The 17586-nt window shown below is 67.7% G+C and carries 14 protein-coding genes and 2 riboswitches; of the genes, 8 read left to right on the forward strand and 6 right to left on the reverse strand.

Going from position 1 to position 17586, the window contains the following annotated elements; translation table 11 throughout:
• From HH110_RS01740 to HH110_RS01750, 3 genes are all read left to right on the forward strand, one after another.
• Nucleotides 1-348 carry a DUF6616 family protein gene (locus HH110_RS01740; protein ID WP_176988045.1) on the forward strand — a complete coding sequence of 116 codons (348 nt, stop codon included), beginning with the start codon at nucleotides 1-3 and terminating at the stop codon, nucleotides 346-348.
• A gap of 270 nt (nucleotides 349-618) precedes the next feature.
• Complete coding sequence (gene aroG / locus HH110_RS01745; RefSeq protein WP_176988046.1) at nucleotides 619-1692, forward strand: 3-deoxy-7-phosphoheptulonate synthase AroG; 1074 nt, start codon at nucleotides 619-621, stop codon at nucleotides 1690-1692.
• A 90-nt stretch (nucleotides 1693-1782) separates the two neighbouring features.
• Nucleotides 1783-2256 carry a hypothetical protein gene (locus HH110_RS01750; protein ID WP_176988047.1) on the forward strand — a complete coding sequence of 158 codons (474 nt, stop codon included), beginning with the start codon at nucleotides 1783-1785 and terminating at the stop codon, nucleotides 2254-2256.
• A 35-nt stretch (nucleotides 2257-2291) separates the two neighbouring features.
• Here HH110_RS01750 and HH110_RS01755 read toward each other — a convergent pair whose 3' ends face one another.
• From HH110_RS01755 to HH110_RS01770, 4 genes are all read right to left on the reverse strand, one after another.
• Complete coding sequence (locus HH110_RS01755) at nucleotides 2292-5357, reverse strand: efflux RND transporter permease subunit (protein WP_176988048.1); 3066 nt, start codon at nucleotides 5355-5357, stop codon at nucleotides 2292-2294.
• Nucleotides 5354-8461, reverse strand: a complete 3108-nt coding sequence (locus tag HH110_RS01760) for an MdtB/MuxB family multidrug efflux RND transporter permease subunit (RefSeq protein ID WP_176988049.1) — start codon at nucleotides 8459-8461, stop codon at nucleotides 5354-5356. Before HH110_RS01760 ends, HH110_RS01755 begins: the two co-directional genes overlap by 4 nt.
• On the reverse strand, nucleotides 8458-9618 hold the full coding sequence (locus HH110_RS01765; protein ID WP_176988050.1) for an MdtA/MuxA family multidrug efflux RND transporter periplasmic adaptor subunit: 1161 nt from the start codon (nucleotides 9616-9618) through the stop codon (nucleotides 8458-8460). The genes HH110_RS01760 and HH110_RS01765 overlap by 4 nt, the downstream gene beginning before the upstream one ends.
• Nucleotides 9619-10061: 443 nt before the next feature.
• Nucleotides 10062-10679: a trimeric intracellular cation channel family protein gene (locus HH110_RS01770; protein WP_121040317.1), complete on the reverse strand. Its 618-nt coding sequence runs from the start codon at nucleotides 10677-10679 to the stop codon at nucleotides 10062-10064.
• A 91-nt stretch (nucleotides 10680-10770) separates the two neighbouring features.
• Nucleotides 10771-10862, reverse strand: a riboswitch (glycine riboswitch).
• A gap of 8 nt (nucleotides 10863-10870) precedes the next feature.
• A riboswitch (glycine riboswitch) is annotated at nucleotides 10871-10964 on the reverse strand.
• A 44-nt stretch (nucleotides 10965-11008) separates the two neighbouring features.
• On the opposite strand from HH110_RS01770, the gene HH110_RS01775 reads away from it, so the two are divergent.
• The 3 genes from HH110_RS01775 to HH110_RS01785 all read left to right on the forward strand — a co-directional run bounded on the left by HH110_RS01775 (nucleotide 11009) and on the right by HH110_RS01785 (nucleotide 12197).
• Nucleotides 11009-11278: a GIY-YIG nuclease family protein gene (locus HH110_RS01775; protein ID WP_176988051.1), complete on the forward strand. Its 270-nt coding sequence runs from the start codon at nucleotides 11009-11011 to the stop codon at nucleotides 11276-11278.
• Nucleotides 11279-11364: 86 nt separating this feature from the next.
• Nucleotides 11365-11709 (forward strand): ribonuclease E inhibitor RraB, encoded by a 345-nt coding sequence (locus tag HH110_RS01780; protein ID WP_176988052.1) that lies wholly within the window; start codon nucleotides 11365-11367, stop codon nucleotides 11707-11709.
• A 53-nt stretch (nucleotides 11710-11762) separates the two neighbouring features.
• Nucleotides 11763-12197 carry a nuclear transport factor 2 family protein gene (locus HH110_RS01785; RefSeq protein ID WP_176988053.1) on the forward strand — a complete coding sequence of 145 codons (435 nt, stop codon included), beginning with the start codon at nucleotides 11763-11765 and terminating at the stop codon, nucleotides 12195-12197.
• 48 nt (nucleotides 12198-12245) lie between these two features.
• Here HH110_RS01785 and HH110_RS01790 read toward each other — a convergent pair whose 3' ends face one another.
• Nucleotides 12246-13538 (reverse strand): NAD(P)/FAD-dependent oxidoreductase, encoded by a 1293-nt coding sequence (locus HH110_RS01790; protein WP_176988054.1) that lies wholly within the window; start codon nucleotides 13536-13538, stop codon nucleotides 12246-12248.
• Nucleotides 13539-13700: 162 nt separating this feature from the next.
• Between HH110_RS01790 and HH110_RS01795 the strand changes: the two genes are divergently transcribed.
• On the forward strand, nucleotides 13701-14462 hold the full coding sequence (locus HH110_RS01795) for an NYN domain-containing protein (protein ID WP_176988055.1): 762 nt from the start codon (nucleotides 13701-13703) through the stop codon (nucleotides 14460-14462).
• A 76-nt stretch (nucleotides 14463-14538) separates the two neighbouring features.
• The gene (locus HH110_RS01800; protein WP_176988056.1) at nucleotides 14539-15159 is read left to right on the forward strand and encodes a glutathione S-transferase family protein; all 621 of its coding nucleotides are present in this window, start codon (nucleotides 14539-14541) and stop codon (nucleotides 15157-15159) included.
• Between the two features lie 13 nt (nucleotides 15160-15172).
• Here HH110_RS01800 and HH110_RS01805 read toward each other — a convergent pair whose 3' ends face one another.
• Nucleotides 15173-17353, reverse strand: a complete 2181-nt coding sequence (locus HH110_RS01805; protein WP_176988470.1) for a primosomal protein N' — start codon at nucleotides 17351-17353, stop codon at nucleotides 15173-15175.
• Between the last annotated feature and the right edge of the window lie 233 nt (nucleotides 17354-17586).

The following is a 17586-nucleotide window of genomic DNA, read 5'->3' on the forward strand; positions in this document are numbered from 1 at the left end:
ATGTCGCACATGTTGATCGAGCTGTACACCGCCACCCCTGCTTGGACCGCGCTGGATCCGGTATCGCGCGGCGCATTCTTCGCCCGCATCGGGGCCGGCATGCAGCACGTGGATCCGGCACGGATCACGCCGGTGGCGATGGGCCGCATCGAACAGGACGTGCCGCACACCACGGCCGAGCAGTTCTATGCGGTGTGGCAGTGCGCCGAGCGGCTGGATGCCGATGCCCTGCTGGCGGCGATCGGCGCCACCGGCTGGCATGAGTATTTCACCACCACCCATGCGTTGGGTGCCGCGGGCACCCTGCAGCAGCACCTGGCCGAGCTGGCGGCACTGCCGCGCGGGTGATCGAGCGGTGGGGCGGATGACGGCTGAACGCTCATCGCAGTTGCGAATGAAACAGTTGGCACCTCCAAACCCCTGTGTTATCAATACTCCCCAATGAACGCACGCCCCGCCAATTCCTACTTTTGGTATTACTTTCCGAAGCCACCGGCGGAGGAAGGCATGCGCTCACCCTGAAGAAACCTTCAGACGCATTCCCGAAAGCCGCCAGCGCACCTGGCGGCTTTTTTGTTGCCGCCGCGCTGGGGACCCCCACTTCCAAGGAGTTACCCCATGCCCCCCCATACCGACGACCTGCGCATCCGCAAGATCGAACCGTTGACCCCGCCGGCACAGCTGCTGGCGATGCTGCCCTGCGACGATGAAGCCTCCGATACGGTCAGCGCCTCGCGCGCGGCCCTGCACGAGATCCTGCACGGCCGTGATGACCGCTTGGCCGTGGTGATCGGCCCGTGCTCGATCCATGACCCGGTGGCCGCCATCGAATACGCACAGCGCCTCAAGCCGCTGCGCGATGCCTACGCCGACGAGCTGGAAATCGTCATGCGCGTGTACTTCGAGAAGCCGCGCACCACGGTGGGCTGGAAGGGGCTGATCAACGATCCGGACCTGGACGGCAGCTTCAACATCAACAAGGGCCTGCGCGTGGCGCGCGGTCTGCTGCGCGACATCAACAAGCTCGGCCTGCCGGCCGGCGTTGAATTCCTCGACGTGATCTCGCCGCAGTACATCGCCGACCTGGTCGCCTGGGGCGCGATCGGCGCGCGGACCACCGAAAGCCAGGTGCATCGCGAACTGGCCTCGGGGCTGTCCTGCCCGGTAGGGTTCAAGAACGGCACCGACGGCAACATCAAGATCGCCGCCGATGCGATTGGTGCGGCCTCCAATCCGCATCACTTCCTGTCGGTGACCAAGGAGGGCGGCACCGCCATCGTCGCCACCGCCGGCAACCCGGATTGCCACGTGATCCTGCGCGGCGGCAAGACGCCGAACTACGATGCCGACCACGTTGAAGCGACCAGCCAGACCCTGGCCAGGTCGCACCTGGCCGCGCGCATCATGATCGATGCCAGCCACGCCAACAGCAGCAAGAATCCGGAGAACCAGCCGAAGGTCATCGCGGACATCAATGCGCAGCTGGCCAATGGGGAAGAGCGCATCGTCGGTGTCATGGTGGAGAGCCATCTGGTGGCCGGCCGGCAGGACCTGGTCGACGGCCAGCCACTGACCTACGGCCAGAGCATCACCGATGGCTGCATCGGCTGGGACAGCTCGCTGGCGGTGCTGGAAAGCCTGGCCGAAGCGGTGCGTGCGCGGAGGGCGGTGCGGATCAGCGAGGCCGCCTGAGGGGTGGGTGCGCCCCCATGCGCGGGGCGCATCGGTCGTGTCAGAGTTGCTCCTGTAGCGCCCAGCAAACGCCAAACGAGGACGGCAGGCATGTATCAAATCGGCATCGCTTTTGCGCATCCCTCGCATCAGACCTCTGGGCTGACCGGGCTCATCGAAACCAGTGCGCCATCCATCGAACACGGCGTGGATCGATTCTGGGTGGAGCTACGGCCGGGTCTGCAGCGCCTTGCCGCTCGCTTCAACTGGGGCTGGGTAGGCCGGCTCCCAGTGGACGTGGAGGGCGGTGCGACCGACTTCGCGCGCGTTGGCAGGCACGTGGTTGAAACACTGAAGGCGCTGTTGGACGTGGGAGAGGCGGTCGGCCACGAGGTATTCGTGTTCTTCATCCGCGACTGGCCTGAAGACGAACAGATCCGATACGGGAGCGGTAGCGTCGCGGATCTGGAAGGCTATCTCCGGCTCTTCGGGGACTGGGATGAATGGATCTACCGCGTCGACCGTAACTCATTCCAGCAGGGGTACGGGACACCACTGCTGGTTCGGCTGAAACGCGACCCCTGACCCCAGTGTCGGGTACGGATGCTGCTACCCATCGTTCAGCCCACCCGCCTCAGCTTCGCCAACGCCAGATAGATCGCCGGCGTGGTGTACAGGGTCAGCCACTGGCTGACCAGCAGGCCGCCGACAATCGCAATGCCCAACGGCTGACGCATCTCCCAGCCCTCACCGGTCGCCAGCATCAGCGGCAACGTGCCCAGCAGGGCCGCCACGCTGGTCATCAGGATCGGTCGGAACCGCAGTCGTGCCGCCTCGCAGATCGCGTCGTATGACGACAGGCCGCGCTCGCGTTCGGCCGACAGTGCGAAGTCGATGATCAGGATGGTGTTCTTCATCACCACGCCCACCAGCAGGAACAGGCCGAGCAGCGAGATCAGGTTCAACTCGTTGCCGAAAGCCATCAGCGCCAGCAATGCGCCTACGCCCGCCGAGGGCAGGGTGGAGAGGATCGCGAGTGGCTGTACGAAGCTCTCGTACAGCACGCCCAGCACCAGATACACCGCCAGCATCGCGCCGAGGATCAGCCACAGCTGGCGCTCGCGCAGCTTCTTGAAGCCACCGGCCTCGCCACTGAGCCGCGCCTGCACATGGGTGGGCAGCATGATCCTGGCCATGGCCTGTTCCACCGCTTTCACCGCCTGGTCGAGGGTGACGCCAGGCGCCAGCGCGAACTCGATCCAGACCGAGGCGAACTGCTGGCTGTGATAAATCCGGTCCGGTGCCATGCCGTACGCCCACCGCGCGATGGACGACAGCGGCAGGCGCTGGCCGTCCTTGCCGATCACATGGATCTGCTCCAGCGTGGAGGGATCCTGGGTGTAGCGCGGGTCCAGCTCCATCACCACGCGGTACTGGTTGAGGGTGTCGTACAGCGTGGCGACCTGGCGCTGGCTGAAGGCGTTGTTGAGCACCGAGGCGATCATGCGCATGTCCACGCCCAGGCGTGCCGCGGCATCGCGGTCGATGTCGAGCACCACCTGGCGCATGCCTTCATCGCCCTTGGATTCCACATCGACCAGCTCGGGCAGGGCGCGCAGTGCATCGGCCACCCTGGGCGTCCATTGCCGGAGCGGCTCCAGCTCGCCGGAGAGCAGCTGGAATTCGTACTGGCCGCTGTCGCCGCTGCCTTCCAGCTTGATGTCCTGGTCCACCCACAGGAACATGCCGCCGCCGGGAATCTTCGGCATGTTGGCGCGCAGGCGGTCGATCACCTGCTGGCTGGAGACCTTGCGCTCGGCCAGCGGCTTCATCTTGATCATGATGAAGGCGTTGTTGACCCCGCTGCGGCCACCGATGTACCCGATGATGTCGCTGATCGCCGGGTCCGCCAGCAGCAGTTTGCGGTAGGCCTCGATCTTGGGCTGCATGACCTGGAACGAGAGGCCGTCGTCGCCGCGCGCGAAGCCACGCAGCTGGGCAGTGTCCTGCTTGGGCACGATGCCCTTGGGCACCTGCTGGAACAGCCACACGTTCAACGCGATCACGCCGGCGAACAGCAGCAGCGGCAGCGCGAGCCAGCGCAGCATCGTCTGCAGGCTGCCCACGTAGGCGCCGCGCAGGCGCTCGAACAGCGCGGTGCCGGCGCGCTGCAGTCCATTGCCGGGGCCGGGTCGCGCCTGACCGAGCAGGCGCGCGCACAGCATCGGGGTCAGGCTGAGCGAGACCAGCAGCGAGACGCCCATCGCTGCCACCAGGGTCAGCGAGAACTCGCGGAACAGCTTCTCGACGAAGTCATCCAGGAACAGGATCGAGATGAACACCACGGCCAGCGCGATGTTCATCGACAGCAGCGTGGCACCCACTTCACCCGCGCCGCGCAGCGCGGCGGTCATCGGCGAGGCGCCTTCCTCGCGATGGCGGGCAATGTTCTCCAGGACCACGATCGCATCGTCGACCACCAGCACCGCCGCCACGATCAGGGCCATCAGCGAGAGCGTGTTGAGCGAGAACCCGAGCAGGGCGATGATCGCCAGCGCGCCCAGCAGCGAGACCGGGATCGCCACGGTCGGCACCAGCGCCGCGCGCCAGTGGCCGAGGAAGGCCAGCACCACCAGCACCACCAGGGCGATCGCCAGCAGCAGGGTCAGTTCGGCCTCGCGCAGGGTGGCGCGGATCACCGGCGAGCGGTCCATCACCACCTGCATGTCGATGTTGGCCGGCAGCAGTGCCTGCAGCGTGTCCATCTGCGCCTGGATGGCGTCGACGGTCTCGATGATGTTGGCGTCCGGCTGGCGGCTGACGATCAGCAGCACCGCCGGGCGCTCGTTGTGGAAGCCGCTGGCGTAGCGGTCCTCGACGCCTTCGCTGATCCCGGCCACGTCCTCCAGGTAGACCGGGCGGCCATCGCGCATCGCCACGATCAGGCGGCGGTACTCGGCGGCGGTGCGCAGTTGCAGCGTGGCTTCCAGCTGCCACTGCCGGGCCTGGCTGGCCACCGTCCCCAGCGGCTTGAGCGCGTTGGCAGTGCGGATCGCCGCGGCGATGTCGTCCAGCGCGATGCGGTGGTGGTTCAGTGCATTGGGATCCAGCGACACGCGCACGGCCGGCAGCGAACTGCCGCCCACCTGCACCTCGCCGACGCCGGGAATCTGCGCCAGTTTCTGCGCGATCACGGTGGAGGCCACGTCGTAGATCTGCCCCGGCGCGAGGCTGTCCGAGCTCAACGCCAGCGCCATGATCGGCGCCTGCGAGGGATTCACCTTGCGGTACTGCGGCATCCCCGGCATGCCACTGGGCAGCTGCGCGCGCGCCGCGTTGATCGCCGCCTGCACGTCGCGTGCGGCATCGTCCACGTTGCGGCCGAGCGCGAACTTCAACTCGACCTGGGTCGAGCCTTGGGTGCTGGCGGAGTCGATCCCGGTCAGCCCCGGGATGGTGCCCAGGGCACGTTCCAGCGGCGTGGCGACGTTGGCCGCCATCGATTCGGGGCTCGCGCCGGGCAGGCTGGCACTGACGTTGATCGCCGGGTAGTCGACCTGCGGCAGCGGCGCGACCGGCAGCAGGCGCAGGCCGAGCAGGCCGGCCAGCACCACCGCCACCGCCAGCAGCACGGTGGCCACCGGATGCTGGACGAACCAGCCGATCGCCCGCGACAGCGGACTCACGCCAGCGCCTCGTCAGCCTCGTCGGTCACCGGCGAGGGGCGCTGGCGGAAGCGGTCGAAGAACAGATAGATCACCGGCGTGGTGAACAGGGTCAACACCTGGCTGACGATCAGCCCGCCGACCATCACCAGGCCCAGCGGCTGGCGCAGCTCCGCGCCCGAGCCGCTGGCGAACATCAGCGGAATCGCGCCGAACAACGCGGCCAGCGTGGTCATCAGGATCGGGCGGAAGCGCAGCAACGCGGCCTGATGGATGGCCTGACGCGGCGCCATGCCGTGCTCCCGCTCGGCCTCCAGCGCGAAGTCGATCATCATGATCGCGTTCTTCTTGACCAGCCCGATCAGCAGCACGATGCCGATCACCGCGATCAGGTCCAGGCTGCGCCCGCTGACCAGCAGGGCAAGCAACGCCCCCACCGTGGCCGAGGGCAGGGTGGAGAGGATGGTGATCGGGTGGATGAAGCTCTCGTAGAGCACGCCCAGCACCAGGTACATCACCACCACCGCCGCCAGCACCAGCCACAAGGTGCTCGACAGCGACGCGCGGAACGCATCGGCAGCACCCTGCAGGCGCAGCTCCACGCTGGTCGGCAGTCCGATCGCCGCGCGTGCGCCCTCGATCGCCTCCACCGCTTCGCCCAGCGACGCCTCCTGGGCGAGATTGAACGAGAACGTCACCGCCGGGAACTGGCCGACGTGATTGATCAGCAGCTGCGCGGGGCGCTGCTCGATCCGCGCGATGCCGCCCAGCGGCACCTGCCGTCCGTCCGGCCCGGTGACATGCAGGCGGGCGATCGCATCCGGGCCGAAGGCCACGTCCGGGCGCGCTTCCAGCACGACGCGGTACTGGTTGGCCTGGGTGAAGATGGTCGAGATCTGGCGCTGCCCGAACGCGTCGTACAGTGCGTCGGCGATGGTCTCCACGCTGATCCCCAGGCGCGCGGCAGCCACGCGGTCGATCACCACGTGCGCCTGCAGACCCTGGTTCTGCAGATCACTGGCGACGTCGGCCAGCGCCGGTGCCTTCTTGAGGTGGGCGAGCAGGCGCGGTGTCCAGGTTTCCAGCTGCGCGATGTCCGGGCTGGTCAGGGTGAACTGATACTGCGTCCGGCTGATCCGGTCCTCGATGCCCAGCTCCTGTACCGGCTGCAGGTAGAGCTTGATGCCCGGCACGCGTGCCACGCGCTGCTGCAGCCGCGCGATGATCGCCCGCGCATCGGCGTCGCGCTGCGCGTGCGGTTTCAATTCGATCAGCAGGCGCCCGCTGTTGAGCGTGGCGTTGTTGCCATCCACGCCGATGAACGAGGACAGGCTGGCCACGTCCTCGTCGTCCAGCAACGCCGCCGACAGTGCCTGCTGGCGCTGCGACATCGCCTGGAAGGAGATCGACTGCGGTGCCTCGCTGATGCCCTGGATCAGCCCGGCATCCTGCACCGGGAAGAAGCCCTTGGGCACCCACATGTACAACAGCGCCGTCAACACCAGCGTGGCCACGGTCGCGGCCAGCATCAGCGGCTGGCGCTGCAGCACCCAGTGCAGCTGGCGGTCGTAGACCGCCACGACGCGGTCGAAGGGATCGCCCTGCTGCGCAGATTCGTGCCCGTCGGCATCGCGACGGGTGGCATGCCCGGCCTTGAGCAGGCGCGCGCACATCATCGGCGTCAGCGTCAGCGAGACCAGCAACGAGATGCCGATCGCCACCGCCAAGGTGATCGCGAACTCATGGAACAGCTTGCCGACCACGTCGGCCATGAACAGCAGCGGGATCAACACCGCGATCAGCGACAGGGTCAGCGAGATCAGGGTGAAGCCGATCTGCCTGGCGCCCTTGAGTGCCGCCTGCATCGGCGTGGCACCGCGCTCCAGGTGGCGGGCGATGTTCTCCAGCATCACGATCGCATCGTCCACCACGAAACCGGTGGCGATGGTCAGCGCCATCAGGGTGAGGTTGTTGAGCGAGAAGCCGGCCAGCAGCATCACCCCGAACGTGCCGACCAGCGACAGCGGTACCGCGATGCTGGGAATGATCGTGGCCGGGATGTTGCGCAGGAACACGAAGGTGACCATCACCACCAGTGCGATCGCGATCAGCAGCTCGTGCTGCACGCCGCGGATCGAGGCGCGGATCGATTCGGTGCGATCGCTGAGGATGGCCACATCCACACCGGCCGGCAGCGAGGCCTGCAGCTGCGGCAGCAGCGCACGCACCTGGTCGACCACGGCGATCACGTTCGCGCCGGGCTGGCGCTGGATGTTGATCAGCACGGCCGGGGTGGTGCCCGACCACGCGGCCAGCTGGCGGTTCTCGGCGCCGTCCTCGATGGTGGCGACGTCGCCCAGGCGCAGCGGTGCGCCGTCCTTCCAGGCCAGGATCAGGGCACGGTACTCGCCCACCGAGCGCATCTGGTCGTTGGCATCGAGCATGATCGCGCGGGTCGGACCGTCGAAGCTGCCCTTGGGCATGTTGACGTTGGCCGTGCCGATCGCGGTGCGGATGCTGGCCATGCTCAGGCCGTTGGCGGCCAGCGCGGACGGATTGACCTGGATGCGGACCGCCGGACGCTGACCGCCGGCCAGGCTGACCAGGCCGACGCCGGGCAGCTGCGAGAGGCGCTGCGCCATGCGCGTATCGACCAGATCGTGCACCTGCGGCAGCGAGAGCCCCTGCGAGGTCACCGCCAGGGTCAGGATCGGGGTGTCGGCGGGATTGACCTTGCGATACACCGGTGGCACTGGCAGATCGTCAGGCAGGAAGCTGTCGGCGGCGTTGATCGCGGCCTGCACTTCCTGTTCGGCCACGCCGAGCGCGACCTCCAGCGAGAACTGCAGGGTAATCACCGACGCCCCGCCGGAGCTGGTCGAGGACATCTGTTTCAGGCCGGGAATCTGCCCGAGCTGGCGTTCCAGCGGCGCAGTGACCGCGCTGGTGGTGACCTCCGGGCTGGCGCCGGGATACAGCGTGGTGATCTGGATGATCGGGTAATCGACCTGCGGCAGCGCCGCGACCGGCAGCAGGCGGTAGGCCATCACGCCGGACAGCAGCAGCGCCACCATCAGCAGCGTGGTCGCGACCGGGCGCTCGATGAAGGGGCGCGAGAGGTTCATGCGCCGGTCCGCGGCGGGTCCTGCTCCACCACCTCGACCTTGGCGCCGTCGCGCAGGCCGTCGATGCCTTCCACCACCACACGCTCGCCGGCTTTGAGTCCTTCGCGCACCGAGACACGCTCGCCATCGGCCGGGCCGAGCACGACGTTGCGCAGGTGCGAGGTGGCATCGGCGGCGATCACGTAGACGTAGCTGCCCTTGCTGCCGAACTGCACGGCCGCGTTCGGAATGACCACCGCATCGCTGCTGCTGACCTGCAGGCGCACGTTGACGAACTGGTTGGGGAACAGCGACTCATCGGCATTGGCGAACTGCGCGCGCAGCTTCAGCGTGCCGGTGGCGGTGTCGATGCGGTTGTCCAGGCTGGAGAGCACGCCGTCGCCGAGCGCGGTGCGCTCTTCGCGGTCCCAGGCTTCCACGGTCAGCTGCGGATTCGCGCGTGCCGCGGCGACCACCGCCGGCAGGTCCGGCTCGGGCACGGTGAACAGCACGCTGATCGGGATGGTCTGGGTGATGGTGGCCAGCGGTTCGGTATCGCCACTGCGTACCAGGTTGCCGACGTCCACGTTGCGCAGGCCCATGCGCCCGGCCACCGGCGCGGTGATGCGGGTGTACTGCAGTTGCAGGCGCGCTTCATCCACGGCCGCCTGGTCGGTCTGGCGACGGCCCTGCAACTGGCGCACCTTGCTCTGCTGATCACTCAGGTCCTGCGCGGAGACGAAGTGCTTGCTCTGCAGTTCCGTGAAGCGCTTGAGCTGGCTCTCGGCATTGTCGAGCTCGGCCAGGTTCTGCTGCTGGGTGCCCAGCGCACGCGACAGCTGTACCTGGAACGGGCGCGGATCGATCTCGGCCAGCAGCTCGCCGGCCTTGACGTGCTGGCCCTCGGAGAACGCCAGCCGCAGCAGCTCGCCATCCACGCGGCTGCGGATGCCCACCGTATGCAGCGGCGTCACCGTCCCGAGCGCCTTCAGGCGCACCACCAGATCTTGCTGCGTTGCGGTGGCCACGCGTACCGGGGTGGCGGTGCTCGCAGGCGCGGCCTCGGCGGTCGGCGCGGGCGACAACACCCGCCAGGCGATCACGGCAGCGGCCAGTACGGCCACGAGCAACAGCGGTTTGAACAGACGACGGGAACGCGAGGGGAGCGGGGCAGACATGGGGCATCCTGCGCGTACGCCACACGGCGAACGCGTCCATGGTTTACCGGCCCGTGTGGGCAGGCGGGGCGAAGTGGGGTTGTCTGGCGGGGCCGCTGGTCGAATGCCGCAGCGTGGCTGGATACCGACCCGGGAGGGGCGGGGGCGTCATGGTACCGCGTGTGGGAGCCTGCACTCACATGCCCTTGGTCATGGGGCAGGCCCGGGTGGGTGGGTGCATTGCGTCATCCGACCAAGGTGGTCACGGGAAGGCGCATGCATGCCGTCGGTAGGTACCGACCGTTGGTCGGTACATGCCGCCACCCGACCAACGGTCGGGTGCTACCGGTGCATTGAACGTGTGTCAGGCCACCCGACCAACGGTCGGGTGCTACCGGTGCATTGAACGTGTGTCAGGCCACTCGACCAACGGTCGGGTGCTACCGGTGCATTGAACGTTCCGTTCAATGCACCTCGTCGCGGTACACGAACTTCGGCATTTCCCATTTGAAGTGGATCGCCAGCAGGCGGAACAGGAAACCGCCGCCCAGGCACCACAGCGTCGCCGCGTTGAGCGACACGCCGAGTTCCAGCAGCGCCAGGTACGCCGCACCGGTGAGCAGTGTGATCACCGCATACAGTTCTTTCTGGAAGATCAGCGGCACCTCGTTGCACAGCACATCGCGCAGCACGCCGCCGAACGCACCGGTGAGCATGCCGGCGATCAGGATGATCGGCACGGTGTGCCCGCCCTCGCGTGCGACCGCGCAGCCGATCAGGGTGAAGGCGATCAGTCCCAGCCCATCGAGCACCAGGAAGGTCCGGCGGAAATGATGCATCCAGCGGGCGACCCAGGTGGCGATCAGTGCCGCGCAGATGGTGAAGCCCAGGTACTCCGGGTGTTTCACCCAGCCCAGCGGGTAATGGCCGAGCACGATGTCGCGCAGCGAGCCGCCACCGAGCGCGGTGACGCAGGCGATGATGACCACGCCGAACAGGTCCATGCGGCGGCGGCCGGCCGACAGGGCGCCGGTCATGGCTTCGGCCGAGATGGCGATGAGGTAGATCAGGGAGAGCAGCATGGGGGTGGCTCCGGGGACACGGCAGGCGGGGACGGAAACGCGCACGCGTCACGCCAGCGCTGCTGCACTGTCGTGGGTGGGATTCCGTTGCCGCTCCCGCTGTCCTTTTGCCTGAGAGTTCGGTGGCCAAGGCCACGTGCCCCTTCGGCGGGTCATTGAAGACCTCTCTCCAGATCGGCGTGTCGGATGCATGGTTGGTGGCTGTGCAGCCACCGGCCTGAGCGATTATGGGAGCCTGCGCCTTCGGCGGGCGCCAGCGCGGCGCCTCTCTCCTGCATCCGGGGCGGATTCTAGCAGCCGCCGGGCCTGCACCGGGCGATAATCCCGGTATGCCCGCTGAACCCGCCCTCTGGTACCTGTACCTGCTTGAATGTCGCAACGGCAGCTATTACGCCGGCATCAGCAACGACGTGGACGCGCGCTTCCAGGCCCATCTGGCCGGAAAAGGGGCGAAGTACACGCGGGCCAACCCGCCGGTGAAGGTGCTGGCGATGCGTGCCTACCCGGACCGCGCAGCGGCCTCGAAGGCCGAGTGGCAGCTCAAGCGGCAACCGCGGGAGCGCAAGCTGGCATGGCTGGCGCTGCCTGATTCCACGTAGCTCCGCGCGCGGGTTGTTCGGGGCTCCGCTGGGGGCATACCATCGAGCATCGTTCGTTGATCCGCTTGCCCAAGCCCTGGAGTGCCATGTCCCGCGATCTGTCGTTGTACCCGGAAGATGAGAATGGCGATGTGCTCTGGAACATGCTGCAGGACGGCGACGATCTGACGATTCCGCGCGAGGTGGATTTCGCGCTGATCTTCCCGACCCAGGACGTGGCGATCGCCTTCGCCGTGCACCTGCTCAAGAACGACCAGAAGGTGTCCTTCGCCGCGTACGAGGGCAACGACGAGTTCCCGTGGCAGGTGGTGGTGCATCCGCTGATGCTGCCGACGCACCAGAACATCTCGGGCTTCGAAGGTCTGCTGGCCAGCGAGGCGGTCTCCTACAGCGGCCAGGTCGACGGCTGGGGATGCCTGTCCCAAGGGTGAGCCACCGCAACGCTGCGTGATCCATTCGAAGGTCCGCCTGCCGGAGAGAATCGATGTCGACGTTGTCCCTGATGCTCGCGGTTGCCACGGCCGCCACACCGGCGGTCCATGGTCCTGATCCGGCCACGGTGGCCGCCATCGAAGCGACCTGTTTCGATTATGTGGATGGGCAGCTGGAAGGAAATCCCGAGCGCGTGGCGCGCTCGCTGCACCCGGACCTGGCCAAGCGCGCGATCCTGGGCGATACGCCGGACGAGCGGCTTGGCCTGCGCCGGATGTCGAAAGAGGAACTGGTCGGGTTGACCAGGGCCGGCGCGCTGAAGACGCCGAAGGCCGCGTGGAACCGGCAGTGCAAGGTGCTCGATGTCGTTGGCAACGCCGCTTCGGTGCGGCTGGAAACCCCGTGGTTCGTGGATTATTTCCACATGGGGCGGTTCGGCGAGCGCTGGGTGATCGTCAACGCGCTGTGGTACAGCAAGCCGAAGTGAGCGATGGCAGCCAGGCACGGCCGGCTGCCACTGTTGCGGCACGGACGATCAGGGCGTCGGCGGCCGTTTCGGCCGACGATCATCCTGTGCATCGCCGAAGATGATCCGCGCGCTGCGCTGGTAGCTCCAGTACGCCACCGCCCAGTTCAACAGCACCACGACGCGGTTGCGGAAGCCGATCAGGAAGAACACGTGCGCGGCCAGCCAGAACCACCAGGCCAGCACGCCGGAGAGCTGCAGGCGTCCGAGGTGGACGATTGCGGCCATGCGGCCGATGGTCGCCAGGTTGCCGAAGTCCTGGTATTTGAACGGGCCCGGTGCAGGCTTGCCAGCCAGCCGTGCCTGGATCGTGGTCGCCACGTGCTTGCCCATCTGTTTGGCCGCCGGCGCGACGCCGGGTACCGGCTTGCCATCGGCCTGGGTCAGTGCGGCGAGGTCGCCGGCGACGAAGATCTCCGGGTGGCCGTCCAGCGTGAGATCGGGCTGCACCGGCACGCGGCCGGCGCGGTCCAGCGGAACGTCCAGCGTACGCGCCAGCGGTGAGGCGGCGACACCCGCGGCCCAGACCACGGTACGGGCCTCGACGAAGCGGTCGCCGAGCTGGAAGCCTTCGGCATTGATGTCGCTGACGGGGGTGCCGGTGAGCACTTCCACGCCCAGCTTCTCCAGCTGCCGGCGCGCCTTGAGCGAGAGCACCTCGGGGAACGTCGACAGCACGCGCGGGCCGGCCTCGACCAGGCGGACCTTGGCCGAGGCGGGATCGATATGGCGGAACTCATTGCGCAGCGTGTGCCGTGCGATCTCGGCCAAGGTACCGGCCAGTTCCACGCCGGTGGGGCCACCGCCGACCACGGCGAAACTGAGCCACGCCGCCTTGCGCGCGGGATCGGGTTCGGCCTCGGCGCGCTCGAAGGCGAGCAGCAGCTTGCGGCGTAGGGCGATGGCATCGTCCAGCGTCTTCAGGCCCGGCGCATCGGCGGCCCATTCGTCGTGGCCGAAATACGCGTGGGTGGCGCCGGTGCACAGCATCAGGGTGTCGTAGGCGATCTGCGTGCCATCGGCCAAGGTCGCGGTGCGCGCCGCCTTGTCGATGTCGGTCACTTCGCCCAGCCGCACTTCAACGTTGCGCTGGTCGCCGAGGATGTGGCGCAGCGGCGCGGCGATATCCGGGGCCGACAGTCCCGCCGTGGCCACCTGGTAAAGCAGGGGCTGGAACAGATGGTGGTTGCGACGGTCCACCAGGGTGATGCGCACGTGCGCCGAGGCGAGGGCACGGGTGGCCCAGAGGCCGGCAAAACCACCACCGATGATGAGCAGGTGGGGCGTGGGATCGCGGGTCATGCTTCACTCCTTGGCGGGCGCCGGAGGGGGGCGGCGCAGGTCGTCTCGTGATGCGGCCCATGGTCGCACATGAAGCGCGATGTTCACGTCGATGGCCGATACTGGGTTCAGGGGCCATCGCGCTTGCCCGATGGCCGATCCGATCCCCCGCTGGAGACCGAGATGTCCGAACCGGAAAAGCGCATCGCCCTGCTGATCGATGCCGACAACGGGCCCTCATCCAAGATCGATGCGGTGCTGGCCGAAGTCGCCCGCTACGGCGTGGCCAATGTCCGCCGCGCCTACGGCAACTGGAAGAGCCCGCGCCTGAAAGGGTGGGAATCGGTGCTGCACGAATACGCGATCCGCCCGATCCAGCAGTTCGCCTACAGCCGCGGCAAGAACGCCTCGGACATGGCGATGGTGATCGACGCGATGGACATGCTGTACGCCCGCAATCTGGACGGCTTCGCGATCGTCTCCAGCGATGCGGATTTCACCCCGCTGGTGATGCGCCTGCTGACCGACGGGGTCAAGGTATATGGCTTCGGCGAGAAGAAAACGCCGGAGCCGTTCGTCAACGCCTGCTCGAAGTTCACCTACATCGAGGCCCTGGGTCAGCCGCATGCAGCCGATCAGGAGGTGGAGCAGGACAACGAGGAAACCCGCCCGCGCAAGAGCGGCCCGGAGCTGCGCAACGACACCCGGCTGGTGCAGATGCTGCGGCGCGCGGTGACCTCGGCCGAAGCCGAGGATGGCTGGTCGCATCTGGGACCGGTCGGCAGCCAGATCGGCAACCAGGCCTCCTTCGATTCGCGCAATTACGGGTACGGAAAACTCAGTGATCTGCTGGCCGCGACCGGCCTGTTCGAGATGAAGAAGGACGGCAAATCGACCTATGTGCCCGCGCTGCCCAAGAAGAGTGCGGCGAAGACGGCGAAGTAACGGCGTGCGGTTGGGCGTATCGTAGCGGCACCGCGCGACCCCGGTGCCGCGCATCGCCCGATACGAGAGTCCGACCATGCTGAAAATCTGGGGCCGTCGCAATTCCAGCAACGTGCGCAAAGTGCTGTGGTGTGCCGAGGAGATCGGGGCGCCGTACGAGTCGATCGAGGTCGGCGGCGCATTCGGTGGCACGCAGTCGCCGGAATACCGTGCGATGAATCCCAACGGACTGGTGCCGGTGATCGAGGACCATGGCTTGCCGCTGTGGGAATCCAACACGATCGTGCGCTATCTCTCCGCGCGCTACGCGCTGGGCACCTTGTACCCGGAGGACGTGGTGGCGCGCGCACAGTCGGAGAAGTGGATGGACTGGACGACCTCGACCTTCGCCGGGGTGTTCCGCGATCTGTTCTGGGGCACGCTGCGGACGGCCCCGGCCGACCGTGACGAGGCCCGTATCGCGGCGGCGCTGGTGCGCTCCGGCGAGCTGCTGGCGATGGCCGATGACGCGCTGTCGCGGCAGCCGTATCTGTCCGGCGAGCAGTTCGCGATGGGGGATATCCCGCTGGGCGCCTTCATCTACGCCTGGTTCGAGATGCCGATCCAGCGCCCGGACCTGCCGCATCTGGCGGCCTGGTACGAGCGGTTGAAGCAGCGGCCGGCGTACCAGCGTGGGGTCATGACGGCGTTGACCTGATCGGGTTGCCGGCCTAATACAGATCCATCGGATCCACATCCAGCGACCAGCGCACCTTGCGTGCCTGGGGCAGCGCGGAAATCTGCGGCGTCACCTGATCCAGCACGCCATGCAGTGGACGCCGGGCGGGTGAGGACAGCAGCAGCTGGGTGCGCTGGTAGCCGGCGCGGCGGGGCATCGGTGCCGGCATCGGGCCATAGCGTTCCACGGCGGCATCGTCGGGAATCAACGCGCGCACGGCACTGAGCATCGCGTTGGCATGCTCCACCTGCTGCGCTTCGGCACGCAGCAGCGCCAGGTGCGCGAACGGCGGGAAACCGGCCGCTTCGCGCTGTTGCAGTTCGGCCTCGGCGAAGGCGTGGTAGCCGCCGTTGACCAGCGTCTCCAGCAGGGGATGCCCGGGGTGATGCGTCTGCAGCCAGACCTCACCGGCATCGACCGCGCGCCCGGCGCGGCCGGCGACCTGGATCAGCTGCTGCGCGAGTTTTTCGCTGGCGCGGAAGTCGGCCGAGAACAGGCCTTCATCGATCCCCACCACCACCACCAGGGTCAGCTTCGGCAGGTCGTGGCCCTTGGCCAGGATCTGCGTGCCGACCAGGATGCCCGCGCGATCGCCGAGCGAGGCCAGCTGGGTTTCCAGCGCATCGCGCTTGCCGGTGGTGCCCCGGTCGATGCGGATTACCGGGAAGTCCGGGAAGGCCTCGACCAGGTGTTCTTCCAGCCGCTCGGTGCCGATGCCCTGCGGCTGCAGCGCGAGGCTGCCGCAGTCGGGGCACGCCAGCGGCGCGGACTGGCGTGCGCCACAGTGGTGGCATTGCAGGCGGCGGCCGCCGGCGTGCACGGTCATCGGCGCATCGCAGCGCTGGCACGGTGCGGTCCAGCCGCAGTCGTGGCAGAGCAGCACGGGGGCGTACCCGCGGCGGTTCTTGAAGACGAGCACCTGGTGCCCGGCCTGCAGGTGCTGGGTGATGCCGGCCAGTACTTCCGGCGAGAGCCCATCGCGCAGCGGCCGTTTGCGCACGTCGAGCACGCGGACCACCGGCGGTCGTGCGGCGCCCGCGCGCTGCTTCAGGCGCAGGTGGGCGTACCGCCCGGCCTGCGCGTTGTGCAGTGATTCCAGTGACGGCGTGGCGCTGCCGAGCACCACCGCCACGTCCAGCGCCTTGGCGCGTACCAGCGCGAAATCACGCGCGTGGTAGCGGATGCCGTCCTGCTGTTTGTAGCTGCCGTCGTGCTCCTCGTCGATCACGATCAGGCCCGCATTCGGCAGCGGGGTGAACACCGCCGAACGCGTGCCGACGATGACCTGTGCTTCGCCCCGCGAGGCGGCCGCCCAGACGCGGGCACGCTCGTTGTCGTTCAGGCCCGAGTGCAGCACATGCACCGGAATGCCCAGGCGGTTGCGGAAGCGCGACAGCGTCTGCGGGGTCAGCCCGATCTCCGGCACCAGCACCAGCGCCTGCTTGCCCCGCGCCAGGCAGGCGACGATGGCCTGCAGGTAGACCTCGGTCTTGCCGCTGCCGGTCACGCCATCGAGCAGGTAGGCGGCAAAACCGTCGGCGGCGGTGATCGCGGCGATCGCGTCGGCCTGTTCGGCATTGGGGGCGGGGCCGCTGGCCGACGATGCCACGGCCGGCGCGTGCGCCAGTGCGACCCGTTCAACGAGATCGCGCTTGGCGAGCGACCGGGCAGCGCTGCGCCAGTCGTCCATCAACGTATCCAGCCGGTCTTCGTTCACCACGCCCTCGGCCAGGCATTCGGCCAGGCGCTGCGGGCGGGTACCGCTGCGCAGCCTGGGCTGTGGGTCGCGGCCAGCGTCCGTCAACTGCCAGCCCCACTGATGGGTATCCGGCACGGCCTCCCCGCGCCGCAGCGGGCCGGGCAGGGCGGTGCTGATCACTTCGCCCAAGGGGGCATGGGTGTAGCGCGCCAGCCACTGCAGCGAGCGCCACAGCTCGCCGGTGACCAGCGGGGTAGTGTCGATCCACTCGATCGCCGCGCGCAGGCTGCCCGGGTCCTCCACCTGGCCGATCCCTGCCACGACCCCGACCAGTTCCCGGGAGCCGAACGGCACCCGGACCCGCTGCCCGGTCATCGCCGGATCCGGGGCCGGGCCGGGCGGCGGGGCGTAGTCGAACAAGTGCGGCAGCGGCACCGGGAGGGCGACGCGCAGGGTCGAAGACGAGGAGGTCATCGGGTCAGTGTAGCGGGCGGCGGCGGACCCGATCACGCCCATTCACCGTCTCAGCGGGGTGCGCGCCGAATCATAAATCCCACCTAAATATCCGACTTGATTGGAGATTCAGGCTTATCCACATCTTCTGTGGATAAGTCTGTGTGCCATTGCGTATGTGACCGCCCTGCGTCAGGAACTTCCGACGTTCTTCTCAGGTTGGTCAAAAAATAGCCAAGCGACAATGATCAATG

It is taken from the genome of Stenotrophomonas sp. SAM-B, assembly GCF_013387485.1.
In the GTDB taxonomy this organism is placed as follows: Bacteria; Pseudomonadota; Gammaproteobacteria; order Xanthomonadales; family Xanthomonadaceae; genus Stenotrophomonas; species Stenotrophomonas maltophilia_AA.